At 66.4% G+C, this 22,771-nt stretch carries 16 protein-coding genes, 1 pseudogene and 1 riboswitch; of the genes and pseudogenes, 6 read left to right on the top strand and 11 right to left on the bottom strand.

The window, feature by feature from the left end:
* Position 1: 1 nt before the first annotated feature.
* Both SAZ01S_RS00505 and SAZ01S_RS00500 read right to left on the bottom strand, forming a co-directional pair.
* The gene (locus SAZ01S_RS00505; RefSeq protein ID WP_245824453.1) at positions 2-688 is read right to left on the bottom strand and encodes an anti-sigma factor family protein; all 687 of its coding nucleotides are present in this window, start codon (positions 686-688) and stop codon (positions 2-4) included.
* A complete protein-coding gene (locus SAZ01S_RS00500) occupies positions 685-1,170 on the bottom strand; it encodes a sigma-70 family RNA polymerase sigma factor (protein ID WP_084578970.1) in 486 nt (161 codons plus the stop codon). Before SAZ01S_RS00500 ends, SAZ01S_RS00505 begins: the two co-directional genes overlap by 4 nt.
* 87 nt (positions 1,171-1,257) lie before the next feature.
* Between SAZ01S_RS00500 and SAZ01S_RS00495 the strand changes: the two genes are divergently transcribed.
* Both SAZ01S_RS00495 and SAZ01S_RS00490 read left to right on the top strand, forming a co-directional pair.
* Positions 1,258-2,493: a S8 family serine peptidase gene (locus SAZ01S_RS00495; protein ID WP_084578968.1), complete on the top strand. Its 1,236-nt coding sequence runs from the start codon at positions 1,258-1,260 to the stop codon at positions 2,491-2,493.
* Positions 2,494-2,602: 109 nt separating this feature from the next.
* Complete coding sequence (locus SAZ01S_RS00490) at positions 2,603-3,502, top strand: hypothetical protein (RefSeq protein WP_139809856.1); 900 nt, start codon at positions 2,603-2,605, stop codon at positions 3,500-3,502.
* A gap of 321 nt (positions 3,503-3,823) precedes the next feature.
* On the opposite strand, the gene SAZ01S_RS00485 is transcribed toward SAZ01S_RS00490, so the two are convergent.
* The gene (locus SAZ01S_RS00485) at positions 3,824-4,711 is read right to left on the bottom strand and encodes an AraC family transcriptional regulator (RefSeq protein WP_084578964.1); all 888 of its coding nucleotides are present in this window, start codon (positions 4,709-4,711) and stop codon (positions 3,824-3,826) included.
* Positions 4,712-4,849: 138 nt separating this feature from the next.
* Between SAZ01S_RS00485 and SAZ01S_RS00480 the strand changes: the two genes are divergently transcribed.
* The 3 genes and pseudogenes from SAZ01S_RS00480 to SAZ01S_RS24690 all read left to right on the top strand — a co-directional run.
* Complete coding sequence (locus tag SAZ01S_RS00480; protein ID WP_084578962.1) at positions 4,850-5,827, top strand: SDR family NAD(P)-dependent oxidoreductase; 978 nt, start codon at positions 4,850-4,852, stop codon at positions 5,825-5,827.
* A 786-nt stretch (positions 5,828-6,613) separates the two neighbouring features.
* Positions 6,614-7,150, top strand: coding sequence for a hypothetical protein (locus tag SAZ01S_RS00470; RefSeq protein WP_139809854.1), 537 nt, complete (start codon positions 6,614-6,616; stop codon positions 7,148-7,150).
* Between the two features lie 528 nt (positions 7,151-7,678).
* Positions 7,679-7,786, top strand: a pseudogene (locus SAZ01S_RS24690) (PEPxxWA-CTERM sorting domain-containing protein); the annotation flags it as partial.
* 168 nt (positions 7,787-7,954) lie between these two features.
* Here SAZ01S_RS24690 and SAZ01S_RS00460 read toward each other — a convergent pair.
* The 5 genes from SAZ01S_RS00460 to bla all read right to left on the bottom strand — a co-directional run bounded on the left by SAZ01S_RS00460 (position 7,955) and on the right by bla (position 17,107).
* Complete coding sequence (locus SAZ01S_RS00460) at positions 7,955-9,457, bottom strand: PepSY domain-containing protein (RefSeq protein WP_084578958.1); 1,503 nt, start codon at positions 9,455-9,457, stop codon at positions 7,955-7,957.
* A gap of 2 nt (positions 9,458-9,459) precedes the next feature.
* Complete coding sequence (locus tag SAZ01S_RS00455; RefSeq protein ID WP_084578956.1) at positions 9,460-11,439, bottom strand: TonB-dependent receptor plug domain-containing protein; 1,980 nt, start codon at positions 11,437-11,439, stop codon at positions 9,460-9,462.
* 178 nt (positions 11,440-11,617) lie between these two features.
* Positions 11,618-11,837: riboswitch (cobalamin riboswitch) on the bottom strand.
* A 904-nt stretch (positions 11,838-12,741) separates the two neighbouring features.
* Positions 12,742-13,725, bottom strand: a complete 984-nt coding sequence (locus tag SAZ01S_RS00450; protein WP_084578954.1) for a DUF6607 family protein — start codon at positions 13,723-13,725, stop codon at positions 12,742-12,744.
* Positions 13,726-13,742: 17 nt separating this feature from the next.
* A complete protein-coding gene (locus tag SAZ01S_RS00445; protein ID WP_084578952.1) occupies positions 13,743-15,944 on the bottom strand; it encodes a TonB-dependent hemoglobin/transferrin/lactoferrin family receptor in 2,202 nt (733 codons plus the stop codon).
* A gap of 302 nt (positions 15,945-16,246) precedes the next feature.
* Positions 16,247-17,107, bottom strand: a complete 861-nt coding sequence (gene bla, locus SAZ01S_RS00440; protein WP_084578950.1) for a class A beta-lactamase — start codon at positions 17,105-17,107, stop codon at positions 16,247-16,249.
* Between the two features lie 101 nt (positions 17,108-17,208).
* On the opposite strand from bla, the gene SAZ01S_RS00435 reads away from it, so the two are divergent.
* Positions 17,209-18,093, top strand: coding sequence for a LysR family transcriptional regulator (locus SAZ01S_RS00435; protein WP_084578948.1), 885 nt, complete (start codon positions 17,209-17,211; stop codon positions 18,091-18,093).
* Here the strand turns inward: SAZ01S_RS00435 and SAZ01S_RS23465 are convergent.
* The 3 genes from SAZ01S_RS23465 to SAZ01S_RS00425 all read right to left on the bottom strand — a co-directional run bounded on the left by SAZ01S_RS23465 (position 18,068) and on the right by SAZ01S_RS00425 (position 22,732).
* The gene (locus SAZ01S_RS23465) at positions 18,068-18,307 is read right to left on the bottom strand and encodes a hypothetical protein (RefSeq protein WP_139809852.1); all 240 of its coding nucleotides are present in this window, start codon (positions 18,305-18,307) and stop codon (positions 18,068-18,070) included. The two genes, SAZ01S_RS00435 and SAZ01S_RS23465, sit on opposite strands and share 26 nt — an antisense overlap.
* A gap of 11 nt (positions 18,308-18,318) precedes the next feature.
* Positions 18,319-18,516, bottom strand: coding sequence for a hypothetical protein (locus SAZ01S_RS00430; protein WP_084578947.1), 198 nt, complete (start codon positions 18,514-18,516; stop codon positions 18,319-18,321).
* 631 nt (positions 18,517-19,147) lie between these two features.
* Positions 19,148-22,732, bottom strand: a complete 3,585-nt coding sequence (locus SAZ01S_RS00425) for a hydantoinase B/oxoprolinase family protein (protein ID WP_084578945.1) — start codon at positions 22,730-22,732, stop codon at positions 19,148-19,150.
* Between the last annotated feature and the right edge of the window lie 39 nt (positions 22,733-22,771).

Genomic DNA, 22,771 nt, shown 5'->3' with positions numbered 1-22,771 from the left:
GCTATTTCCATCCGGCGGCCCGCGCCCGTGCCTCGGCCGCGGCATCGAGCGGGTCCCCTGCCATCAGCTCCTGCGCCGCGGCCATCAGGGCGGGATCCGCCGAGCCCGCTTGCGCATAGCCGCTGGTCGAGGCGCGGCTGCCGCCCATGGTCTGCCGCAGCGCCCAGCCCTTTTCCTCATGACATGCAATGCCGTCCGCTGGCTGCGACCGGAACACCCGACAATAGCGCCCCTCGCGATCGCGGAAGCTCACGACCATCTGCACCGCACCGCCATTGGCGGCGAGCTGCTGGTCGAGCGCCCCCGCCAGCGATCCGGCGGCATAGAGCTGCCCGTCGCGCGTCCGGACCACGCCCTGCTCGGGTAGCCCCTTGCCGACGAAGAGCCCGAGCACCAGCGCCGCCGCGACGGCCCCGCTCCATGGCGCCCATGCCGGCATGCGAACGGTACGGCGGCGCGCCGGCAGCTCGACGACGCGTGGGCGGAGCATGGCCGCGAGATGCTCGGGCACCGGCTCCTGCGCCACCGCGGCGAAATGGCCATCGAGCCTGGCCCGCAATGCCCGGTGGCGCGCGACTTCCTCGCCGAGCGCCGGGTCGGCGGCGATCGCCCGCTCGACGCGCTTCGCCTCGATCGGGCCAAGCTCGCCATCGGCATAGGCCATCAGCAGTGCGGGATCGATGCTCACAAGGTTTCTCCCAGCCGTGCCATCAACGCCTGCCGCCCGCGCACCAGCCGCGAGGTGAGTGTGCCCATCGGCACGTCGAGCACCTCGGCCGCTTCCTTGTAGGCCAGCCCCTCGACCAGCACGAGCGCCACCGCCTCGCGCTGCTCGTCGGGAAGCGCATGCAGCGCCGCATCGACCTCGCTGAGCGCGATCCGTGCCTCGGCACCGCCGTCCACGCCGATATCGGCGCCCGCATCGGCATCGAGGAAGGTCTGTCCGGCGCGCTGCCGGCTACGCGCCATGTCGATCCAGCTGTTGCGCATGATCCGATACATCCAGCTATCCATTCGCGTCCCCGGCTGCCAGGACGCCTTGCCCAGCAACGCCTTTTCCAGCGCCATCTGGCAAAGATCGTCGGCATCGGCGGGGTTTCGGGCGAGCGCACGCGCGAACCGCCGCAGACGCGGCAGCAACGCGAGCAGATCGTCCTCAAAAGCCGCCAACCGCAGGGTCCCTTGTTCGTGGATGAAACGTGTGGCCTGCACCGTTTCATCCACAGCTTCGAAATCTTGTGCAAGGATAATGGGACGATGCGACGGCTATGGCACTCGATCGGGCTCGTTCCGCTACTCGCGGCAACGCCCGCGCTCGCCCAGCTGGTGCCGCCCGTTCCGCACCTGCCCGCGCCGCTGTCTCCCGATCGGCTCCTCAGCCGCGTCGATGATGCGTTGGAGAGCACCACCGATCGCGTCGCGCAGCGGCTTGAGGCGATTCGGCGCAGCACGGCCGCCAGGCTGGTTCGCGCGTATCCCGACCGCATCGCGCTGGATCCGGACGGCAATCCCGCGCGCGCGGGCGAAGTCGTGGTCGATGATCCGGACGAGGCAATGCTCGCGACACTGCAGGCCAGGGGCTATGGTGTGCTCACGCGCGAGGAGGTGCTGGGGGTCCGCTATGCCCGCCTCGCCGTGCCGCACGGCCGCTCGCTCGGCCAGGCGATCCGTGAACTCCGGAAACTGGGCGCGAGCGGCGTCACCGCCGATCAGCTCCATGCGACGAGCGGCAGCGTGCCCGCCAAGCCTGCGCCTGCCGACATGGGAGGCGGCACGGTGGTGGGCGTCATCGATGGCGGCGTCGCAGGCGCGACGCTCCGAGCCGGTTTTGCCAGCGGCGCCCCGCGCGACAGCGACCATGCCACCGCCGTCGCCTCGCTGATCAGCGGCGCGGGGATCGTGCGGGGCGGCCTGCCCGGCGCGCGGATCGCCTCGGCCGATGTCTATGGGACGGATCCTGCCGGTGGCAACGCCACCGCCATCGCCCGCGCCATCGGGTGGATGGTGGAGCACCGGGTGAGCGTGGTGACGATCAGTCTGACGGGCCCCGCCAATCCGGTGCTGGGCAAGGTGATCGCGGCGGCGCAGGCCCGCGGCACCGCGATCGTCGCCGCGGTGGGCAACAACGGACCAGCGGCGCCGCCCGCCTATCCCGCCTCCTATCCCGGCGTCCTCGCCGTCACCGGGGTGGACGCGCGAGCCCGAGTGCTGATCGAAGCCGGGCGGGCAAGCCATCTCGACTATGCTGCCCCCGGCGCCGACATGCTGGCGATGGGGGCCAGCGGCCGGACGATGCGGGTGCGCGGCACCTCCTTTGCCGCGCCGCTGGTCGCGGCCACGCTCGCGCGCTTCTATCCGGCGGCAAGCGCAGGCCAGCTCCAAGCAGCGATCGCGAAGGTGAACGCCGTCGCACGCGACGCCGGCGCGCGTGGGCCAGACCCGGTATTCGGGCGCGGTATTGTCTGCGAAGCATGCCGCACGCCTGCCCAATAGGCTGATTCCAAAAGACAAATTCTCGCCCGCAAAATTTTCGTCGTTCTCGGGATTAAACCGAAGCCGGGCCCCGTTCTCCCCATGTCAGTAGCTTTTTGGGAGAATGGACATGATCAAGATCCTTGGCGCCAGCGCACTTCTCGCCATTGCCGTCGCAACCCCCGCCTCGGCGCAGATCCTCGGTGGCGGCGGGCTCGGTGGCAGCCTGGGCGGTACGCTCGGCGGCCTTGGCGGCCCGATGGGCGGTCCCGGCATGCTCGGCAGCACGTTCGAGCGCTCCTCGCGCGACCTGCCGATCGCCGGCGACGCAACCGGCAGCCTGCGCGGCTCGACCCGGAGCGAACGCAGCGTCGACACCCGCAAGGGGCACGTCAAGGCCTCGAACGAAACCAGCCTGGACTCGGCCATTGCGAACAGCGCCCGCATGGGCGATCACGCCGTCAGCGGCACCGCCTCGGGGAGCGCACGCGGCAGCGGCAGCGCCGACGCGCAGCTGATCGGCACCGATGCGGTCCGCAGCGCGGCCGGTAATGCGGTGCACGGCACCCGCAGCACCGCTTCCGCGGTACGCGGGAATGCCACTGCCGCTGTGACCAACCTGCGCGAGGCGACCAGCGGGGCCGTCGGCGCCACGCGGACGGGCGCGGAGACGACGCTCAGCCGGGTCCGCAACGCTGCGCCCAACCCCGGTGACGTGGCCGCCGGCGCTGCGCACTCCGCCAGCGGCGCCGTCGCGTCCAGCAGCGGCACGCTGGCCCTTGCCGGCTCGGCGGCGGCGAGCGGCGCTGGTGCCTTCCCGGTGACGCCCGGGATGGTCGTCACCGACGCGAAGGGCCACGCGATCGGGACGGTGCAGTCGGTGCGGACCTCTGGCACCGGTGCGGTCCAGCAGGTGCTCGTCCGCGTGAAGGACAAGACTGCAACGCTGCCCGCGGCGAACTTCACGGGATCCGGTGACGCACTGGTCTCCGCAATGGGCCGCGGTGAGGTCCGGAAGACAGCAGACTGATCCGCAAGAACACGGGCCAAGGCCTAGCGGCGCAGCGATATTATTCGCTGCGCCGCATTTCCCATTCTACTCAGTTCCAGCCGCCGGACACGCCGATTCTCGGGCGCTCCTTCACCAATGGAGGCGGGCCATCTGACATGCTGATACCAGGCTGCGTTGATACCGTCTCCTCCAGCCTATCCCCGTCATCCCGGCGAAAGCCGGGATCCATTCGCCTCTCGGTCTCAGCAAACGCCGATAGCGAGACCGCAATGGACCCCGGCTTTCGCCGGGGTGACGATGTGGAGGACGAAGATAGGTTCTTCTCCGTGCAGGTTGGCATTAGGCGTCGATCTGCTCGGCCGGCCTTGCCCGCAGGCGCGCAGCGTCCCGCGCAGGTGGCAGACCGAACAGCCGGGCATAGTCGCGGCTGAACTGCGAGGCGCTTTCGTAGCCGACCCGGTGTGCGCTCATCTGCGCGCTGCCGGTATCGCGCAACAGGCGCCTCGCCTCCTGAAGTCGCAGGGTCTTCTGAAATTGCAGCGGGCTCATCGATGTCGCCGCCTTGAAGTGACGGTGAAACGACGCGCGGCTCATGCCGGCCAGATCGGCGAGTTCGTCAATACGTATGGTTTCGTCATAATGGGCACGGAGCCAGCCAATCGCGCGATGGATGCGCGACAATCGGCTAACCTCCCGCGCGATCTGGCGCAGTTGTCCGTCGTCGTTCTGGAGCAGTCGATACAGCAGTTCGCGATGCCGGGCCTGTCCGAGGACGGGAATATCCTGCGGCATGTCGAGCAGTTCCAGCAGCCCGCGCAATGCACCCAACAACGGCGCGGTGACGGTGTTCACTGCGAAGCCGCGCGGCGAGGCGGGCAATTGGTCCGGCAATTCGTCCAGCAGCGCACCGATGGCGGCGCGGTCGACCGCCACGCTCACCGCCAGATAGGGCGCATCTGCACTCGCGTCGCTGACGCAGCCGCTGGCGGGAACGGCGACACTGGCGACGAAATAGCTGGCGGGATCGTAGCGATAGGTCTCGCCATTGATCGTCACCTGCTTCGCGCCCTGCAAGACGATGCACAAACGCGGCTCAAGGACGCCCGACGCGGCCGGGCTCGGCTCGGTCGCACGCAGCAATGTCAGGCCGGCAATGGCGCTCTCGGTCCGGTCCCCGCGAGCGTGGCGCGCGACAAGATCGCGCAAGGGGCAGAGTTGCTCCTGCATGACCGATCCATGGTCCTGCGCGGCGTTCGTTGCAACGCGCGTGAGACGATCGGGCAAGATTTCGCGCCGATCGGGCGAGGGAAAACGTTCAGGCAAGACGATCTCGTGGCGGCGCGATGGCAAATTGGAGCGTTGGACATGACGATGGAGTTCAATGATTGCACCACCACCGACGACGTGCTGGAAGGGGTCGATCTATCCGGGAAGCGTATCCTCATAACGGGTGTGTCCGCCGGTCTGGGCGTGGAAACGGCGCGTGCGCTCGCCGCGCATGGTGCCCAGGTGGTCGGTGCAGCGCGCGATCTTGCAAAGGCGGCGGGCGCAACCGCCGTCGTTCGCGAGGCGGCGTTCGCTGGCGCGGGAAGCTTGGAGCTGGTGCAACTGGACCTTGCCGATCTCGCCAACGTGCGTGCATGCACCGATGCACTGCTCGCCGACGGGCGCCCCATCGACGTCGTGATCAACAACGCGGGCGTTATGGCGACGCCGTTCGGCCATACCGTGGATGGGTTCGAGACGCAGTTCGGCACGAACCATCTGGGTCACTTCCTGCTCGTCAATCGCATCGCGCCGCTGATCGCTTCGGGCGGACGGGTGGTGTCGGTCGCGTCCGCGGGGCACCGCTTCGCCGACGTGGACCTCGAGGACCCCAATTTCGAGCATACCCCTTATGCCCCCTTCATCGCCTATGGCCGATCCAAGACGGCCAATGTGCTGTTCGCGGTCGGCTTCGATCGTCGCTTTGGGTCCCGCGGCATCCGGGCAGCGGCGGTGCACCCCGGCGGGATCAAGACCGACCTCGGCCGATACACCGCTCCCGTGGCGGAGGCAGAGATGATCCGCGCCATCAACGAACGCAACGCCGCCGCCGGTCTGCCGCCGTTCCGCTACAAGACGGTGCCCCAGGGTGCGGCGACCAGCGTCTGGGCCGCGGTCGTCGCCGATGGCGATGCGGTCGGCGGTCGCTATTGCGAGGACTGCCATGTCGCCGAGGTCGCCGACAATCCCGAGGTGCGCGGCGGCGTTCAACCCTACGCGCTCGATCCGGACCGGGCGGACGCGCTTTGGGCGTTGAGCGAGAAGATGGTCGACGAGCGGTTCGACGGGGTCGACTGAAACCAGGCGCGGGCGGGATAACGGGCCGCCCGTCACCTTTCCCGAGACCATCGCAGCGGTTCGCACCCACCGGCCCGCTATGGGCCAAGGCCGCTTCCGCCAGCCCCGGTCATTCACCGCATGCGACGGGAACGACGGCATTTGGGTCGCCAGGCGCGCCCTCGCGTGTGAATGACATCGCCCCACAGCAAAAGCCGTTGGTCCGGCTCTCGATCATGTAGCCGCTCTGGCCTGGCGTATGGCCACGCGGCGGGATAGCGCGAACGCCCGGGAACACCGCAGCCGGTGCGTTGCCTGTCTTCAGGCGGCCTGCGACGACATAAGGTCCGATCGTTGGCACGGTTCTATCAGCGTGCAAGCCGGGTTGCGGAGTGCGCGGTGTTCTCGGAAGCGATGGTAAAACGGGAAATCAGCCGCCACCACGGAGCCTTGCAGCAGCGATGCAGCTGCGTTAGGACAGCAACACACTGGGCAGGGAGGCTCGTGGTCTTGGAAGAGTATCGAGCGCCGGCCATAGCAACGCTGGCGGCGCAATCGCGGCCACGAGCCTTCCGGCTTTCCGCCTCCGAGCGGCGGATACTGCAGCGCTGTTGGCAGCCATCATGCTTTAATACCGATCAAAAAGAGTTCATCGCACAAATAGGACGATGAAGTATATAGTAAATATTTACGGCGGTCGGTAAAAATCGAGACATGTCTAATGTTCAATCATGCATTTTAGAATAGTAATGCCATTCTATTAACTGCATATCGGGCGAACTGTTTAAGGCAGCAGAAGGAACATTGATGAAAAAGAGTCTACTCTGCTTTACCGCTGTGTTGTTCACCCTGAGCAGCCCGTCGCTGGCGCAAGACAGCGACGGCGAGGATCACCCGATGCTGCCGCGCTATCCCCAAGCCGTCATCGACGGCTATCGCGCACCCTCGCTGGACGAGATCGTCATCCCGACGGGCCCGATCGCCAATGTCGAGACGCAAACCAATCGAACGGTGGTGGAAGGCAAGGTCACCCATATCGACTATCGGATTAAGCCGGCCACCGCGCCATTGCAGATCGAGCGCTATTATGTCGATTTGCTGAAGAGAGCAGGCTTCTCGATGGCGTATTCGTGCGTCGGCACGGCCTGTGGGCGCGACATGGGTGCCCTGATCCTCAACTCCGGCAAGGTCGCGCCGACCGGTCTGGCGGACGGCCTGTTCAATGACAGGATCCGGGTGCTGGTCGCACGTCGCGCGAATTCCTGGGTCGTGCTGCACATCGCCGAAGGACCGGATCGATCGCAGATATTCCAAGCCATCGTTGAAGACGCATCAGCGCGGTAATCGGGGCATCTGTCAGCGACCGACAGCCGCCTATCCGTGATCGCAGGCAACGCGAACGCGAGGAGATACATTGTGAAGAAGGCTATTTTTGCAGTAACCACCATAGCGGCCATGCTTTGCGCTGTTCCGGCCAATGCTGCGCTGGTTAACCTGAACTACAAGCTTTCATATTCCAGCGGCTTTCAATATCAAAGCAACACCCCCGTACTCTCGGGACTGGTCGCTGATTTCGACGTCGCCTTCGACGATTCAGCAGATATCGCCCCGACGTCCAGCGGACTGACCATCCATATGCTCAACCTCGGATGGACGAAGCCCGTTACGTTTGCGTACAATGCTTATCTCAAAAAGATCATGCTCAGCACCAATCCTGGAGCCACATGGGGGCATAATGACAATCCCGCTGTCAATGGCTTCGGCGTCTTTCTGCGAACGGACCAGCCAGAGACAACGGTATATGCCGCCTACTCAAACGGATCGGGTATGTCCTATGAAGGCACGCTCGGAGTATTGAGAACCGAGTTGCAGACTTCTGCCGTCCCCGAACCGATTACGTGGGCCATGATGCTGGTCGGCTTTGGAACAGTCGGTGCGGCCGTGCGCTACCGTCGCCGCAAGGTCGCCATTGCCTATTGAGCGGCGGTGTTGACCGTCCAGTTTTTGTTAATGCGATGATAACCGCCGCATTTCGCCCATCGAAAATGGTTGATGCGGCGGTTTTCTATTGCCCTACCTTTCCACAAAGGAAGATTCAACGGACAGCATTGGGTACAACGGACCGCGGGTTTACGCGGCTGGCGCGCGCTACCCAGAAGAGGGAGGCGCTTGCGCCGAACCCACGCGGCGTCGCCGAAGCACGCGGCGCAAGTCTCGCTTTGCCTTGCGCAGCCCCATCCAGCTACCAGTGGCGCAAACCAACGTGACCATGCCGAGCAGCGGCAGCACGACCAAATCCCAAACAGGCCGTGCCCGAAGGCCTGGCAGGTCGAACCGGTGGAGGCCGTCTTGCAGCCAGCGAGAAGCGCGGGCATTGCCGTCAAGCGTGCGGAGCAGCGCGCCGCTATCGGCATCGATGTAGAGCCGCGTCGCTTGCCCGTCCGCCAAGTCCGCCCGCCAAACCGGCAGCGCCGCCGGAACCTTGTGGCCGTAATAATAGGTGTCCTCTACGGTCAGCAGCGTGAGGCTGGCAACCGGCGGCCCGGACCGCAGCGCTGCCGCCAGCTCGTCACGCCGCAGTGGCGCTAGCCGCCCCTCAGCATCGAAGCGCGTGACTACCCCCGCGCCGTTGACGGCCAGCAGGAATATGTCCCCTCCTAGCGGAGCACTTTCCAGCCGCCGCGTATCGGCCGGGATCTGCTTGATCCGCGCCAAAGCGGTGCGCAGCGCGCCCCAGGTCATCGGCCCGGCGAGCCGCTGGCGCTCGACGGCCCCGGCGCTGCTGCCGAGAAAGCCCCACGGGTTCATCGAGAACAGCCCGCTCGCCACCCAGGTCAGCGTCAGCACCCCGAAGGCGAGTCCGAGGACGTGGTGCCACCACCACAGCCCTTTGTAGGGCGAACCGAAGCTGCCGTCCCTCCTTCGGCGCAGCCGGGCGATCCCGACCCAGAGGCCGGTTACCGTCAGGAAGCAACCGATCAGCGAGGTCCAGATCACCACCTGGCTCCAGAGCGCGGAATTCTGCCGCAGGAGCACGGGATAGAGCCAATGCGGCACTGCACCGAACCAGCCCCAGAAGCGCTCGAACCGCGTCGTTTGCTGAACCACCTCGCCACGCTTGCCGGCAATGTACACGGTGGTGCCGGCGGGGTCGGCATAGTCGACGCGGAAGAGCGGACGGTCGCGGCGAAAGGTCTGCACCGTCCACTGGTCGATGCCGGTCTCCACCACGCGTGCCGATGCGCCTGCTACACCGGCCTGCTCGGCATAGTCGGAGGCGACCCGACGCAGGTCGGACGGGGACAACGCGGCCAGTGGAACTCCCCTGGCGAGATCGTAGCTGCCCGGAATCGACCGAACCGGCTCGATCCGCCGCTCTGGCGCCGTGGCGGGAACGACGCGCAAAATCGTCCGGCCCGCCATGGTCTCCAGCCGTGCCGAGGCCAGCTCTAGATCATCCGGCAGGTCAATCCGTGCCAGAGCCGCCGCTGCGGGCAGCCGCAGCGGCGGCAGCCCCCGCACCTGCTCCGCCGGTGTCAGGCGAGGATAGTCGACATACATCATGACGAAGCCGGACAGGCACCAGAGCGTCATCACCATGCCGATGATGACGCCCAGCCAGCGGTGCAGTATGAGGACCGCCTTGGGCATCGTCAGAAGCCTAGGCCGTAGCTGACCCGCAGTGTCCGCGGTACACCGCGGGTGAAGTAGAGGAACCGCCCCACCCCGCTATCCGGAACGGCAGACTGGAAACCGCGCGTCGCATAGTCGCGATCGAACAGATTCTCCACGTTGATGCCGAAGCGGTGGCGGCGTGCCGCATCGGGGAAGAGGGTCAGGCCGGCATCGACGATCGCATAGTTGCCATAGTTGCGGCGCCCGAAGCCGCTCGCCGTGGCATAGGCGTCGCCGACCCAGTTGACCGAGGCACTGGCCCCCACCGGCAGCCGCCGGGGACGCCACGCGACCGTGCCGCGCGCCAGTTGCTCGGGGGTGCGGTCACGCTGGAGCGACGAGCCCTCGGTACGCGCGCGGGCATAGGTGTAGCTCGCGTCCAGGTGCCAGGCATCGGCGATCACCGCGCCCAGCACCACCTCGGCACCGCGCACGTTCACGCGGGATGCCGAGTTCGTGTAGATGCCGTCGGGATAGGCGGGGTTGGTCGTGTCGATGTCGATCAGATGATCGATGCGGCGGGCGAAGACCGTCCCCTGCCAGTGGAGCAAACCGCCGGCGAGGGTGCCGCCGATGGCGGCATTGATGCTCAGGCTCTCCTCGGGCTTGAGGTTCGGATTACCCAGCTCGCAACACGGATCGATCTGGTAGAGCTGCGAGGCGCTGGGCAACAGGAACGACGTCCCGCCATTGGCCTGCACGAACAGGGTGTCGGTCAGTTCGATGCGACCGGAGACGTTCCACACCGCCTTCCGCGATCCGCTGCCGTCATTGTATCGTACCCCCGCCGAGAGGCGCGCGCGGCGTGAAAGATCGTCGTTGGTGCGGATCTGGAAGGTACCGGCATGGACGCGTTCCCGGGTCGCGGCGATCCGAAGCACGTCGTCGCGGCCGCTGAACTGCTGGAAATCATAGCCGATCAGATAGTCCAGCCCGCGATGCGGCCGCAGCTGCACCAGCGCACTGCCGCCATAGTCCTTGAAGCCCCAGAAGGTGCCGGCCGGATACACCACGATCGGCGCGCCGCCGCCCACGGGATTGCGGATCTGGACATAGGCGGTCTTCCAGTCGTGGAAATATCCCTTGAGGAACAACTGCACCACGTCGTTGCCGACATAATCGAGCCGAACGCTGGCGATCTCTTCGTTGCGATCGTTGCGGCTCTCGCGAGTGCGGGTGGGGCTCAGATTGTCGAGCTTCGCCTCGGTGTGGATATATTGAAGGCTGAATCGCCAGTCGGGGCCGAGATCGTAGCGATATTTGCCGCCGACCGACCACAGGTCGTAGCCGCGGGCGCGATCGGTCGCGCTCGGCTCCATCCGGCTGAAGGGCTGGTATCCTTCGGAGCGATTGTACGCACCCCATGCGACGAACTGGTGCCGGCCTGATCCACCACGCACATAGCCGCCGAGGTTGGTGCCGGCGAAGCTGTCGACGCTGGCGTCTACCTGCCCGCCGAAGCGGTCGGCGAAGTCGCGGGTGACGATATTGATCACGCCGGCCGCGGCCTGGGTGCCGTAGAACAGGCTCTCGCCGCCCTTCAGCACCTCGACCCGCTCGATCATGCTGGCGGGCAGGGTGTCGTTGGGCGAGGTGCTGCCGTAGAGTCGGTTGTTGATGCGAATGCCGTCGACCGTCCACAGCACGTCCTGCGTCCGAGAGCCTTGCAGCGAGACGTCGACATAGCTGAACGGCCCGCTGCCGGGCTGCACGTAGAGGCCCGGGACCGTGCGGAGCGCACTCGCGACATCGACCGCGCCGCTGTCGCGGACCTGGGTTTCGGTGAGGACGGCGAGATCGCTACCATAGCGGGCACGCTGGCGCGGCAGCGTCTCCTCGAGGCTGGTACCGGTGACAACCAGCGTTTCGGCCGCGTCCTCGGTCTGCGCATGGGCTGGCTGGAGGGCAGCGGCAAAAGCGAACACGGTCGCGAACCGCGAAACGGACAGAAGATTCATCAAACATACCCCCGGCGTCGTCGACGTCGGGCGGGAGCGTGCCGTTCACACGAACGGTCGGCGCACGGCGCCGGCCGGACGCCATGGGCGACCGACGCACGTGACCGATGCGGCTCCCGCCGCTCGTTCGTCGCTCAGACGGAGTACACCGTGCCGCGGCCATCCCCTGGACCAGGGCAAGAGCGACCAGACGCCGGCAGGTCTCCTGGCTCACGGGTCGTCGCTCGATGCACGCCTTCCCAGACCCTGAGGCCCAGTGGCTGCTTCCGTGGAAGGAAGCCCGTGCGTCTCGCTCACCGCTTACAGTTGCAGGGACAGCCTCGGATTAGGGCGGCATGCCGCCTTCACCGCGTTCCCTTTTAAGTTCCTTTCGGAACACCAGCGCGATCTGTGCTCGCGGCGAGGAATGCCGAAAGCGTTGCGTTGATAGAAGCGTACGGTCGGCACGGCAAGGCAGCGGTCGGCATCCTCGCCGCGAGGACCTGGACCTTCCTCTTCCGCATCTTCGTACGGTTGAAATTTTTACGGCAACTGGGTCTAAGCAACGTAGAGATTCCGCGCGGCGGATTCAGCAGCGCCGCACATAGCCAGACATCAGCCAGCGCGGTTAGGTACGCCGCCTGTTGCCTTCGGCTTCGCTGCGATGGTCTGCGTTGTAGTCATCTCATCTGACATTCTTTACTCGCTCTTTTATCGTGACTTTCAATCAGAACATTATGCGCAGACGGGACAGCATCCAAGGCCGCAACGGTTTGGTTACGGTGCTGCTCAGCCGCCGCAACCAGGTGTAGGGGTTTCATCAAGGGTTTCATGGTGATTTCCTCTGCTATGCTGAGCAAATCACCAGCGCGCACGACCATGTCGAACGCTCAATTGGCGCGTGGTCGCAGTGCTGGAGCGCAACGCCAACATGGACTATTGCGTTGATGGCGCAGAGGGGCGACCGCGGCCCAGCAGAACAACCGTAGTCGGGAGCATTGCAGAGCGGTTATTTGCGCCCGCCGAATGGCGGGTTTCAGCGAAAGCCGTCGATCGCATCGGCGAACGCAATGTGCCGCGTTGGTCGGCTGCTGCCGGCCTTTCGTGGGGACATAACGGCCGTCACAAAACGGCGCGTCGAACGGGATCTCTCTCAGAATCCGACGTTTAGCGGCGACGGGATCGCGTGCCAGACGACAGCAAGCGGACCGGGCTCATTCTACCGCCTTCCACATCGATTTGGGGTCGAGGCAAATACTGAACGCACCCTGTCCCTTCGCGCGCGGGCCGGTGGCCTTCGAACTCCCCGGCCCGCGCGCAGGATCAGGCGGCCCTGGTCGCCTGATCCATAAGCGTCTTCGCCAGCGCGATCGCGTCGGCTTCCTTCCTCTTGCCGGCCTGCACCTCGTCGGCGATCTCGAGCAGCCGGCTGGCGATCACCGTGCCCGCCTGCGCCGCCTCCGTGATCCTGAGCCCGTTCTTGGCGTTGGCGATGCGATCCCATTCCGCGCGGATCGCCGCCCAATAGTCCTTGGTCGCCGCCCAATAGGCGTCCGCCGCCTTGACGTCATAGCCGTCGAAGCGGGTGTAGCTGTTCAGCACATATTCCTGGACAACCGGCTGCAGCTTGCCGTCGATCACGCCCATCTTGGTGTTGTCCTGCCAGTGGATCCAGCCGGTCGGCGTCGGCTGGTGGCGGTTGATGCCGAGATAGCGGTCATAGACCGGTCCGCGCACCGCGTCGCGCCGGGCGAGCGGGCGCCAGGTCCAGCCGGAACGCCAGCGCCGCACCCCGGCTTCGGTGGTCCACTGGCCCCAGCTGCCATAGCGCGGGCTGTCGTCGACCTGGTACACGGTCTGCGACCAGCGGCCGCGCCGCATCGCCTCGGGCACCGCTTCCCACTTCCAAGCGTTCGGACCGGCATAGACGAGCACGCGGGCGGGTTCATACTCCCAGTCCTGGCGCCAGTGCTTGATCACCATGGTCTTGCCGTCCTGCTCGACCACCAGCAGGTGCTGGAGAACGATCTTCCGGCCGGTGTCCTCGATCACCCGCACCACTTCGTTGCCGCCGGAGACCGAGCGGTCGATCGGGGAATAGTCGGCGCGCCACGCGGTCGATTCCTGCATGTCGAAGCGCACCTTGAAGGTGCCGGCCATGGCGAGGATGTCGTGCCGGTCAGCGTCGAAGGATGCCTGTTCCTCGGCGGCGCTGCGCGGTTTGAGCGGGCCGTCCGCTGCCGCAGGAAGCACCGGCACCATGGCCGCGAGGCCGAGGGCCAGCAGGCCGAAACGTCGAAACTTCATGATGTGCCCTCCGATGTTCAGAAGCGGTAGCTGATCGAGACGCTGCCGTTGCGTCCCGGCTGGGTGTAGGCGTCGGTGATCGTCGAGCTGGCGGCGAGGCCGCGCACGTCGTTCCACCAGGCATATTTGGCGTCGAACAGGTTGAAGATGCCCGCCCGCAGCGTGAGCCCCTGGGTCAGCCGCACAAAGGCGGTGGCGTCGACAATGGTGAAGGCGTCGGGCCGATAACAGGCGGCGGTGCACACGCCCGTCGTGGCGCTCGCTTCCTTGCGGGTGCTGTGGGTCACGGTCAGCTGGCCGCCAAAGCCCCCGTCCGGTGCGCGATAGCCGAGCCCGCCGACGATCTTCGCCGGATCGACCGTCGACAGCGAAGACTTCACGCCCTGCCGGATGACGTCACCATCGGCATAGGCGAAGGCCAGGTTCGCGCTGAAGCCGCGGCCGAGCTGGGCATCCACCCGCCCCTCGATGCCGTTCACCCGCGCCTCGTCGAGGTTGATGAACTGGTAGACCGCCGGGTTTGCGGGCGTGAACGCGCCGCCCACCACTTCCTGCGAGATGAAGTTATCGTAATCGGCATGGAAGCCGGTCAGCTGCATGCGCACGCCGCCGCCGCCGAAGCGGATGCCGCCTTCGACGCTGCGGCTGGTCTCGGGCTTGAGGTTCGGATTGGGCTCGGAGCGATAGCCGAAGGCGAGGTTCTGGAAGAACTGGTTCACCTGGCTCGGCTCGGGCGCCTTGAATCCCTGCGCATAGTTGGCGAACAGGCTCACGTCCGGGCTCAGCGCGAGCGTCGCGCCGATCTTCGGCGAGACACGCGAGCCGCTCTGGCTGGCCGAGTTGAACGCCGGCAGCGCGGCATCCTTTTTCGGATCGAGCGCATAATGGTCGAAGCGCAGCGCCGGGAACAGCGTCACCGGGCCGAGGCTGATCTCGTCCGAGACAAACAGGCCGGCCAGCGTGAAATCGGTGATCGGGAAGGCGCGGGTGGGATAGGTCTCGCCCGCCGGCGGCACGGTGCCGTCGCGGATCCCCTCCTGCCGGGTGCGGCTGGCGTCTGCCCCGATGATGAGACGGTGGCGGAGCGCGCCGGTTTCATAGCCGAAGATGATCTCGCCCGATCCGCCGAACACGCGATTGTCGAAGGTGTTCAGCCGGGTGCGGTCGGCAAGCGTCGTGCGGCCCTCGGCGGCGAACTGGCTGTCCTCGGCCTGCTGCCAGTAGAGGCTGAGGCGGGTGCGCTGGATCGCACCCTGTCCGGCCCAGGTCCAGTCGAACGCCGCGCGCTTGCGCTTGGTGCTGTCACTGGCGGTGGTGCCGGCGACACTCGCACTGACGCTGGTCAGCACGTTGCTATCGAGATGGTTGTCCAGATATTCGCCGGTCAGGCGCAACTTGTGGCCGGTGCCGGGCTCATAGACGATGCGGCCAAGCACCGCATTCGCTTCGCCGTCCTGCGGATTGGCCTTGGTGCGCGACATGCCGCTGCCGCCGACGCTGCCCTGATTCTCCAGCTCGGCGAAGTCGCGGCGGGTATAGGCGAGCATCGCCGACCAGGAGCCGCTGCGCCCGGCAAGGATGCCGGTTTCGCTCCATTCCTGATCGGACGACTGGTAGCCGGCGCGCCCCAGCCCGCCCACCGACTTGCCGCGGGTCAGGAAATCGCCGGGATCGGCGGTGGTGAAGCTGATCGCGCCCGCCAGACCGTCGCTGCCATAGAGCGCCGAGGCCGGCCCGCGCAGGATCTCCACCGATTTGACGAGGCCGAGATCGACATAATCGCCGCGCCCGACGCTCTGCGCGCCGAAGGTGAAGCCGTCGGGCACGCGCACGCCGTCCACCTGGATCAGCACGCGGTTGCCGCCGATACCGCGCACGACGAACCCCTCATTCCCCGCACGGCCGGTGGTGCCCAATGCCGCGCCGAAGCGGGCCGGCTGGCGCGGCACGCTCACGCCGGGTTCGAACCGCACCAGATCCTTCACGTCGTTGACCAGCTGGTCGGCCATCTTCTCGTCGGTGACGACCGTCACGGTCGCAGGCACCTTCTGCGTGTCGGTGGCGAGGCGCGTCGCGGTGACGGTGATGGTGGCGGGATCGGGCTTGCCGTCCTGCTCCCCGGCGACAGGGGTCTGCTGCGCCTGTGCGAGCGCCGGCGCAGCAGACAGGTAGGCGAACAGGCTCGCCGCCCCAGCGAGGCGGGCGATTGGATAGGTCACGTGGTCCCCCTTACTTGATATTGCGACTGATTCGCGTTTGCTATAGCCGCAAAATGAGGTGTGTCAAACCACGCCGTAACGATGCGAGAGTTGGGCTACTCAGCGCCCAAGGTCCGTTCAGCGCCAAGCAGCCATCTCAGGAAGGCTTGCTGGCAGCTGGTTTCACGAGCTTCGTCAGCGTTGGCGCTCACGACGCTTTTGGCAAAGCCTGCCGTTCGAAGCACCATTAGTGAACGGCCTGAGTTGGTCGGCACACGATGTGCCAACTGGCCCTGCGGCTGTCACCGGACGGTTTGCCCTTTTCAGACGAGCGTGGAAGCGACCAATCGGCCAATGCCGCCAAACACCTCGTCGAACTGCTTTTCCGTCGGTCTTCCCTCGCGCGTATACACCGCAATCACGATTGGCGTATCGGGCCGAGGCCATGCAACGGCGATGTCGCCGGCCATGTCGCGCCCGCTATGGCCGGTCTTGTTCCCGATCAACCAACTTCTCGGCAGGCCGCCGCGCAGGCGGGGGTTGGTCTGATTGCCGATAAGCCATTGAGTCAGTAGCGCCTTCGACCGTGCGGACAGAACATCGCCAAGGACCATCTTCTGCAAGGTGGCGGCCATCGCGGCGGGAGTCGTCGAATCCCATGGCCCACCCGAAGGCACGCGATCGAGCTGCGGTTCGTAGTGGTCGACGCGGGTTATCCCGTCTCCGATCGACCGCAGGAATGCGGTGAGCGCGGCCGGACCGCCAGAACGGGCCAACAGCAAATTGGCACAAACACCGTCGCTTATCTCCACCGCAGCCTTGCACATCGCCTCGACGGTCATGGCGCCCTTTGTCAGGTTGGCCTTGGAGACGGGGCCCCACAGATCCTTCGTGTCCCGGACCCCGTAGCGTATCGCGGCGTCCAGCTTCTCCTCTCCGCGATCAACGCGTGACAGCACGAAGGCCGCCAGGGAGGCTTTGTAGGAGCTGCACATGATGAAGCGTTCGTCGGCGCGCCATGTCAGCTTCGCGCCCGTCTTGACGTTGACCGCATAGACGCCAATCCGACCGCCCGTCACCCGCTCATACTGTGCGATCGGATCGGAAACAGCCGATCGCGCGAGCCCAGGCCAGCAAACCAGCGCGGGCAAACCAAACGAAAAAACGCGTCGCGTGGGCTTCATGGGAGCAACCTCGTCATAAGCGATGTTGCGAGTTTGACGGAGACGGCCTGCGCCAGCAAAGGACGATATCTCAGTTTTGCCATTAGAAAATTGAGGGATGAATGGCGCGTGCACCCATACCACTGAACGCATTGCGCGCCTTCGAGGCGGCCGCGCGGCACCTGTCCTTCACCCGGGCGGCAGACGAACTGTGCGTCACACAGGCCGCCATCAGTCACCAGATCAAGGCGTTGGAAAATCGGCTGGGTGTAGCCGTTTTTCGTCGATCCAATCGGGGTTTGAAGCTCACCGATGAAGGGCTCGCCCTGGCGCCGACACTGTTCGAGGCCTTTGGCGCCATCGATCGCCTGTTCGAGCGGTTCGAGAATGGCGGCGTGCAGGAGGTATTGACCGTCAGCGCCGTGGGTACGTTCGTCGTCGGGGCGCTGCTCGAACGCTTGCCGGTGTTCAGAGCGATGCATCCGGGCATCGACCTCCGCCTGCTCACCAATAACAACAAGGTCGACTTGGTCGCGGAGGGCCTGGATTATGCGATCCGCTTCGGGGACGGTGCCTGGCACGGCGTCGAGGCGGACCGGATCTGCACTGCCCCGTTATCGCCCCTATGCGGCCCATCGGCAGCAGCCAACCTGCGGGAGCCCGCCGACCTGCTTCGCATGCCGCTGCTGCGATCCTATCGCCCCCAGGATTGGCCGGCATGGTTTCAGGCTGCTGGCATCGAGGTCAGCGCGATCCGCGGCCCGCTGTTCGATTCGTCCCTGATCATGGTCCAGGCCGCAATGCAGGGGGCCGGTGTAGCGCTGGCGCCACCCGCCCTGTTTCGTCGCGAGATCGAGATGGGCCATTTGGTGCGGCCCTTCCCGATCGAGGTGCGCTCGGACAGCTATTGGCTGACGCGCCTGAAGTCACGCACGCCAAGCCATGCGATGCGCGCCTTTAGAGTGTGGCTTCTCGGCCAATTCAGCGAAGGGCCGCTGCCGGATTGAAGGCGGCGACAATTAAAGCATTTTCAAGTTGACCGTTCACGGTCATTGACTCGGAAAATGCGGCAATCAAGAACTTAGAGCGTCTTCGCCCAAGGTGAAAACGCTCTAGCGACGAGCCTCTTGCCCATGGGGGCAGTGTCAGAAATTTCGTCCGCTCCAGCTCGATGACATTGGGGAAGACGATACGGCACAATGCAGGGCGATGGTCAGCCAACCTGTCCCGCCTCAGAACCGCTTCCGCAGCGACAACTGCACCGTGCGACCGACAGGATCGAGTATCCTGGGATCCAGGGCAAAGGGCAGCGCACCGCCATCGGCGGCGACGTGCGGGCGGGTGTTGAGGAGATTGGTGACAGCGAGTTTGATCCGCAGTCCGGCGGCATCCTCGCCCTGGCCGCTAACGCGGCCGATGTTGAGCGTCATCTGTCCGTCCATCGTCCGCAATGCGGCATATCGCAGCCGAAGGCTGTCGGCACCTTGGCCGAGAACCCCATCGGTCCCTTCCCGCCAATTCCCGCTGAACTGCGCGGAGGGGAGAGGCGCCCGCGCGGCAAGGCGTGCGCGCGCACCCTTGAGATCACCGGACAGGATATCTGGATCGGTCGCAGTCCGGCGCCCCGGAACGCGTCGCGCTGCTTCTGACCTCGCTCGCGCACGGGGGTCGGCATGGCGGCACACCAACAGGTCGTTACAGGTAACACAGGCGCGTTGGGCTGATCTGGGAGGAGGGGACACCGGCCACCAACAGGGCTGGTCACCGATAGCCAGACCTCGGCTGCTGGAGCCCATCGGCAAAACCCCGCCTGCCGAAGCCGAGGAGCGATACTACGCCATGCTCGACGAAGTGCCCTGGCCGCGTACCTTGAACCACGAAGCCTCCGACAAACCCGGCGCGGTTCACTCTCGAGGCTCCGGCGGTTCTTCCATAAACAGCGCATCTACGCATTCGGCAGGAATCGATTCCCGCCTAAAGGGAACACCTGGCGATTGCGCAAGCAGAGGCGCTGGAATCAGGCGCGAACAGCCGGAGGTTCGCCACCAGGTGGTTTTCGCGCTAGGATTGACGGCGCACGCCATACCCGCCCCCGCCGGGGGTTTCGATGACGATCCGATCGCCCTTCTCCAGCTCAGCGCGCGCGGCACCGCCGATCGGCTCTACCCGCCCGGTCGCACGCTGGATCCATTGTGTCCCATGCTGACCGCAGTTTCCGCCGGCGAGCCCGAACGGTGCCACCGTCCTGCGTGAGGCGACCAGCGTCACGGTCATCGGCTCGAGCATCGTCATCGCGCGAACCGCGCCGTCGCCGCCTGGCCACCGCCCCGCCCCGCCCGATCCGCGCCGGACGGCGAAGCGGTCGAGCCGCACCGGATAGCGCAGCTCCAGGATCTCGGGATCGGTGATCCGGGTGTTGGTCATGTGCGTGTGGACCGCCGAGGCCCCGTCAAAGCCAGGGCCCGCCCCTGCCCCGCCGCAGATCGTCTCGTAATATTGGTGACGATCATTGCCGAACAGAAAGTTGTTCATCGTCCCCTGCGACGCCGCCACTGCTCCCAGCGCGCCGAGCAGCACATTGCACAGCGCCTGGCTGACCTCCGTATTGCCGGCGACCACCGCACTGCCCGGCGGCGGCGCGAGGAACGAACCTTCGGGGACGACGATGCGCAAGGGTGCCAGGCAGCCTTCGTTGAGCGGGATCGCCTCGCCTGCCAGGCAGCGAAACGCATAGAGCACCACCGCCCGCGTTACCGACGGCGGCGCGTTGAAATTGCCAGCGCTCGCAAGACCGGTGCCGGTGAAGTCGATCACCGCCGTGCGCGCTACTTGGTCGACCGTCACCGCCACCCTGAGCGGCGCACCGCTGTCCAGCCGGTCCTCGAACACACCGTCGCGCAAACCCGCAACGACGCGGCGGATGCTCTCCTCGGCATTGGCCATGACATGGCCCATATAGGCGTGGACCATCGGCCAGCCCCGGGCGGCGACCAGCGCCTGCAGTTCGGCCACGCCGCTGGCATTGGCGGCCAGCTGCGCCTTGATGTCGGCGACGTTGACGTCCGGGTTGCGGGCCGGCCATTCGGCCTCGGTCAGCAGACGACGGAACGCCGCCTCCTGGAACACGCCACCATCGACGAGCAGGAAATCGTCGATCACCACGCCTTCCTCGGCGAGCCGCGCCGATTCCGGCGGGGTCGATCCGGGCGTGAGGCCGCCGATATCGGCATGGTGCCCGCGATTGGCGACGAAGAAGCGGAGCTCCCCGCCGTCGAACACCGGGGTGATGACGGTCACGTCGGGAAGGTGCGTGCCGCCATGGAAAGGATCGTTGAGCGCGATGGCATCGCCCGGCTTGAGACTTGCCCCGCGCCGCGCCAGCACCGCGCGAACGCTGTCACCCATCGCGCCGAGATGCACGGGGACGTGCGGCGCATTGGCCACCAACCGCCCCTCGGCGTCGAACAACGCGCAGGAGAAATCCAGTCGCTCCTTCATGTTGACGCTGCTCGAGGTGTTGCGCAGCACCACGCCCATCCGTTCGGCGATGCCCATGAACTGCGTGTTGAACAGCTCCAGCTGCACCGGATCGGCGATCGCCGGATCGGCCTCGACGCGCGCGCCGGCGCCTGCATGGTCCAGCACCAGTTCACCGCCGTCACGCACGCCGAGCACCCAGCCCGGCTCCACCATCGTCGTTGCGGTCGCCTCGCGGATCAGCACCGGACCTTCCAGACGGTCGCCGGGGCGCAGCGCCGCCCGATCGAGCACCGGCACCGCATGCTCGGCACCACCCGTCCAAACCGGCACGACCGCCAAGGGCGCCGGGAGCGGCCCGTCGCGCGGCGGCAGCGGCGGCGGCGCGACGGTTTCGCCGGGCAACACCGCCTCTACCATAAGGCTCTCGACCACGATCGCTCGATCGGGCGTGGCGAAGCCGAACCGCGCCTGATGCGCATCCTCGAACGCCGCCCGCATCGCTGCCGCGTCGCCCAAAGGCACGCCAAGCGACGTATCGGTGCCGGCGTAGCGCAACTGCGCCGTGGCGGTGTTGCGAACCGCTGCATCGCGGCCCAAGTCTCCGGCCGCTTCATCGCCCAGCGTCGCAGCAAGAGCGTCGAGATCCGCCACGACGGCCGGGCTTAAGTGCTGCTCGACCGAGCGTTGGCGCAGCGCCGCGCGGTCCGCCAACCCCATGCCATAGGCGGATAGCACCCCTGCCAGCGGATGGATCAGCACCTGCCGCATCCCCAGCACCTCGGCGACACGACAGGCATGCTGTCCGCCCGCGCCGCCGAAACATTGCAGCACGAAGCCGGCGACATCCTCGCCGCGCTCCAGGGCGACGCGCTTGATCGCCGCCGCCATGTTGGCGACAGCGACCGAGAGGAAGCCTTCCGCCACTGCGCGGGGGTCCTGCGGCGCGCCTGTTGCCGCCGCAATCCGCTCGGCCAGCGTGGCAAAGCCCCGCGCCACGGCGTCCCGGTCGAGCGGCTGGTCCCCGACGGGACCGAACACGGCAGGGAAATGCTCGGGCCGGATCTTGCCGACCAGTACGTTCGCGTCGGTCACGGTCAGGGGGCCGCCGCGTCGATAGGCGGCCGGGCCCGGATTGGCGCCGGCGCTGTCCGGCCCGACGCGGTAGCGCGCGCCGTCGAAGTGCAGGATCGACCCACCACCGGCCGCCACCGTTTCAATCGCCATCATCGGCACGCGCATCTCGACGCCCGCCACTTCCGCGTCGAACACCCGCTCGAAGCTGCCGGCATAGAGTGCGACGTCGGTGGAGGTACCGCCCATATCGAAGCCGATCACCCGGCCGAACCCGGCCCGCTCGGCCGTGCGCGCCGCGGCGACGACGCCGCCGGCCGGGCCGGACAGGATCGCATCCTTGCCCTGGAAATGCGCGGCATCGGCAAGCCCGCCATTGGACTGCATGAAGTGGAGCGGCGTGCTGCCCAGCGCACCCGCGACCCGATCGACGTACCGGCGCAGGACCGGGGAGAGATAGGCGTCGACGACGCTGGTCCGCCCCCGCGCAACCAGCCCGATCAGGGGGCTGACGGCATGGCTGGCGGAGACCTGCTCAAAGCCCGCGGCGCGGGCCAACTCGGCGATCCGAGCCTCCGTCGCAGGATGCGCCCAGGCATGCGTAAGCGCGATTGCCACGGCTTCATGGCCGGCGGTCCGCGCCGCCCGCAGATCGGCAAGCACGGCATCTTCGTCGAGCGGCACGACCGTCTGGCCCGCACGGTCGACCCGCCCCCCGGTCTCCAGGACGCCATCGTGGAGCGGCAGCGCCGGGCGAATGGCGAGATCGAACAGCGCGGGCCGCGTCTGGTTGCCAATCGTCAGCAGGTCGGCAAAGCCGCGATCGACCACCAGCAGCGTCCGGGCCCCCTTGCGCTCCAGCAGCGCATTGGTGGCGACAGTGGTGCCCATCTTCACTTCGTCGATGACGCCCGCCGGCCAGGGATCGTCCGCCCCCAGCCCCAGGATCTGTCGAATCCCGGCAATCGCGGCATCCACATAGCGTTCTGGATTTTCGCTGAGCAGCTTGGCGGTCGACAAGGTCCCGTTCGGCGCCCGGGCAACGATATCGGTAAAGGTACCCCCGCGATCGATCCAGAAACGCCAACCGCTCATGCCGCGGATCCTCACTTATAATTTATCGGTGAATCGCAG

Origin of the sequence: Sphingomonas azotifigens NBRC 15497 (assembly GCF_002091475.1) — a bacterium.
GTDB classification, from domain to species: domain Bacteria; phylum Pseudomonadota; class Alphaproteobacteria; order Sphingomonadales; family Sphingomonadaceae; genus Sphingomonas; species Sphingomonas azotifigens.
This window is presented reverse-complemented; position numbering and strand designations above follow the sequence as displayed.

What these genes read in the sequence shown, in the direction of transcription:
- SAZ01S_RS00490 (WP_139809856.1), top strand. Translation starts at nt 2,603, where the DNA reads ATGATCAAGATCCTTGGCGCCAGCGCACTTCTCGCCATTGCCGTCGCA.
- SAZ01S_RS00460 (WP_084578958.1), bottom strand. Translation starts at nt 9,457, where the DNA reads ATGCCCAAGGCGGTCCTCATACTGCACCGCTGGCTGGGCGTCATCATC.
- bla (WP_084578950.1), bottom strand. Translation starts at nt 17,107, where the DNA reads ATGAAGCCCACGCGACGCGTTTTTTCGTTTGGTTTGCCCGCGCTGGTT.
- SAZ01S_RS00495 (WP_084578968.1), top strand. Translation starts at nt 1,258, where the DNA reads ATGCGACGGCTATGGCACTCGATCGGGCTCGTTCCGCTACTCGCGGCA.
- SAZ01S_RS00435 (WP_084578948.1), top strand. Translation starts at nt 17,209, where the DNA reads ATGGCGCGTGCACCCATACCACTGAACGCATTGCGCGCCTTCGAGGCG.
- SAZ01S_RS00480 (WP_084578962.1), top strand. Translation starts at nt 4,850, where the DNA reads ATGACGATGGAGTTCAATGATTGCACCACCACCGACGACGTGCTGGAA.
- SAZ01S_RS00455 (WP_084578956.1), bottom strand. Translation starts at nt 11,439, where the DNA reads ATGAATCTTCTGTCCGTTTCGCGGTTCGCGACCGTGTTCGCTTTTGCC.
- SAZ01S_RS00485 (WP_084578964.1), bottom strand. Translation starts at nt 4,711, where the DNA reads ATGCAGGAGCAACTCTGCCCCTTGCGCGATCTTGTCGCGCGCCACGCT.
- SAZ01S_RS00450 (WP_084578954.1), bottom strand. Translation starts at nt 13,725, where the DNA reads ATGAAGTTTCGACGTTTCGGCCTGCTGGCCCTCGGCCTCGCGGCCATG.
- SAZ01S_RS00425 (WP_084578945.1), bottom strand. Translation starts at nt 22,732, where the DNA reads ATGAGCGGTTGGCGTTTCTGGATCGATCGCGGGGGTACCTTTACCGAT.
- SAZ01S_RS00430 (WP_084578947.1), bottom strand. Translation starts at nt 18,516, where the DNA reads ATGACGCTCAACATCGGCCGCGTTAGCGGCCAGGGCGAGGATGCCGCC.
- SAZ01S_RS00470 (WP_139809854.1), top strand. Translation starts at nt 6,614, where the DNA reads ATGAAAAAGAGTCTACTCTGCTTTACCGCTGTGTTGTTCACCCTGAGC.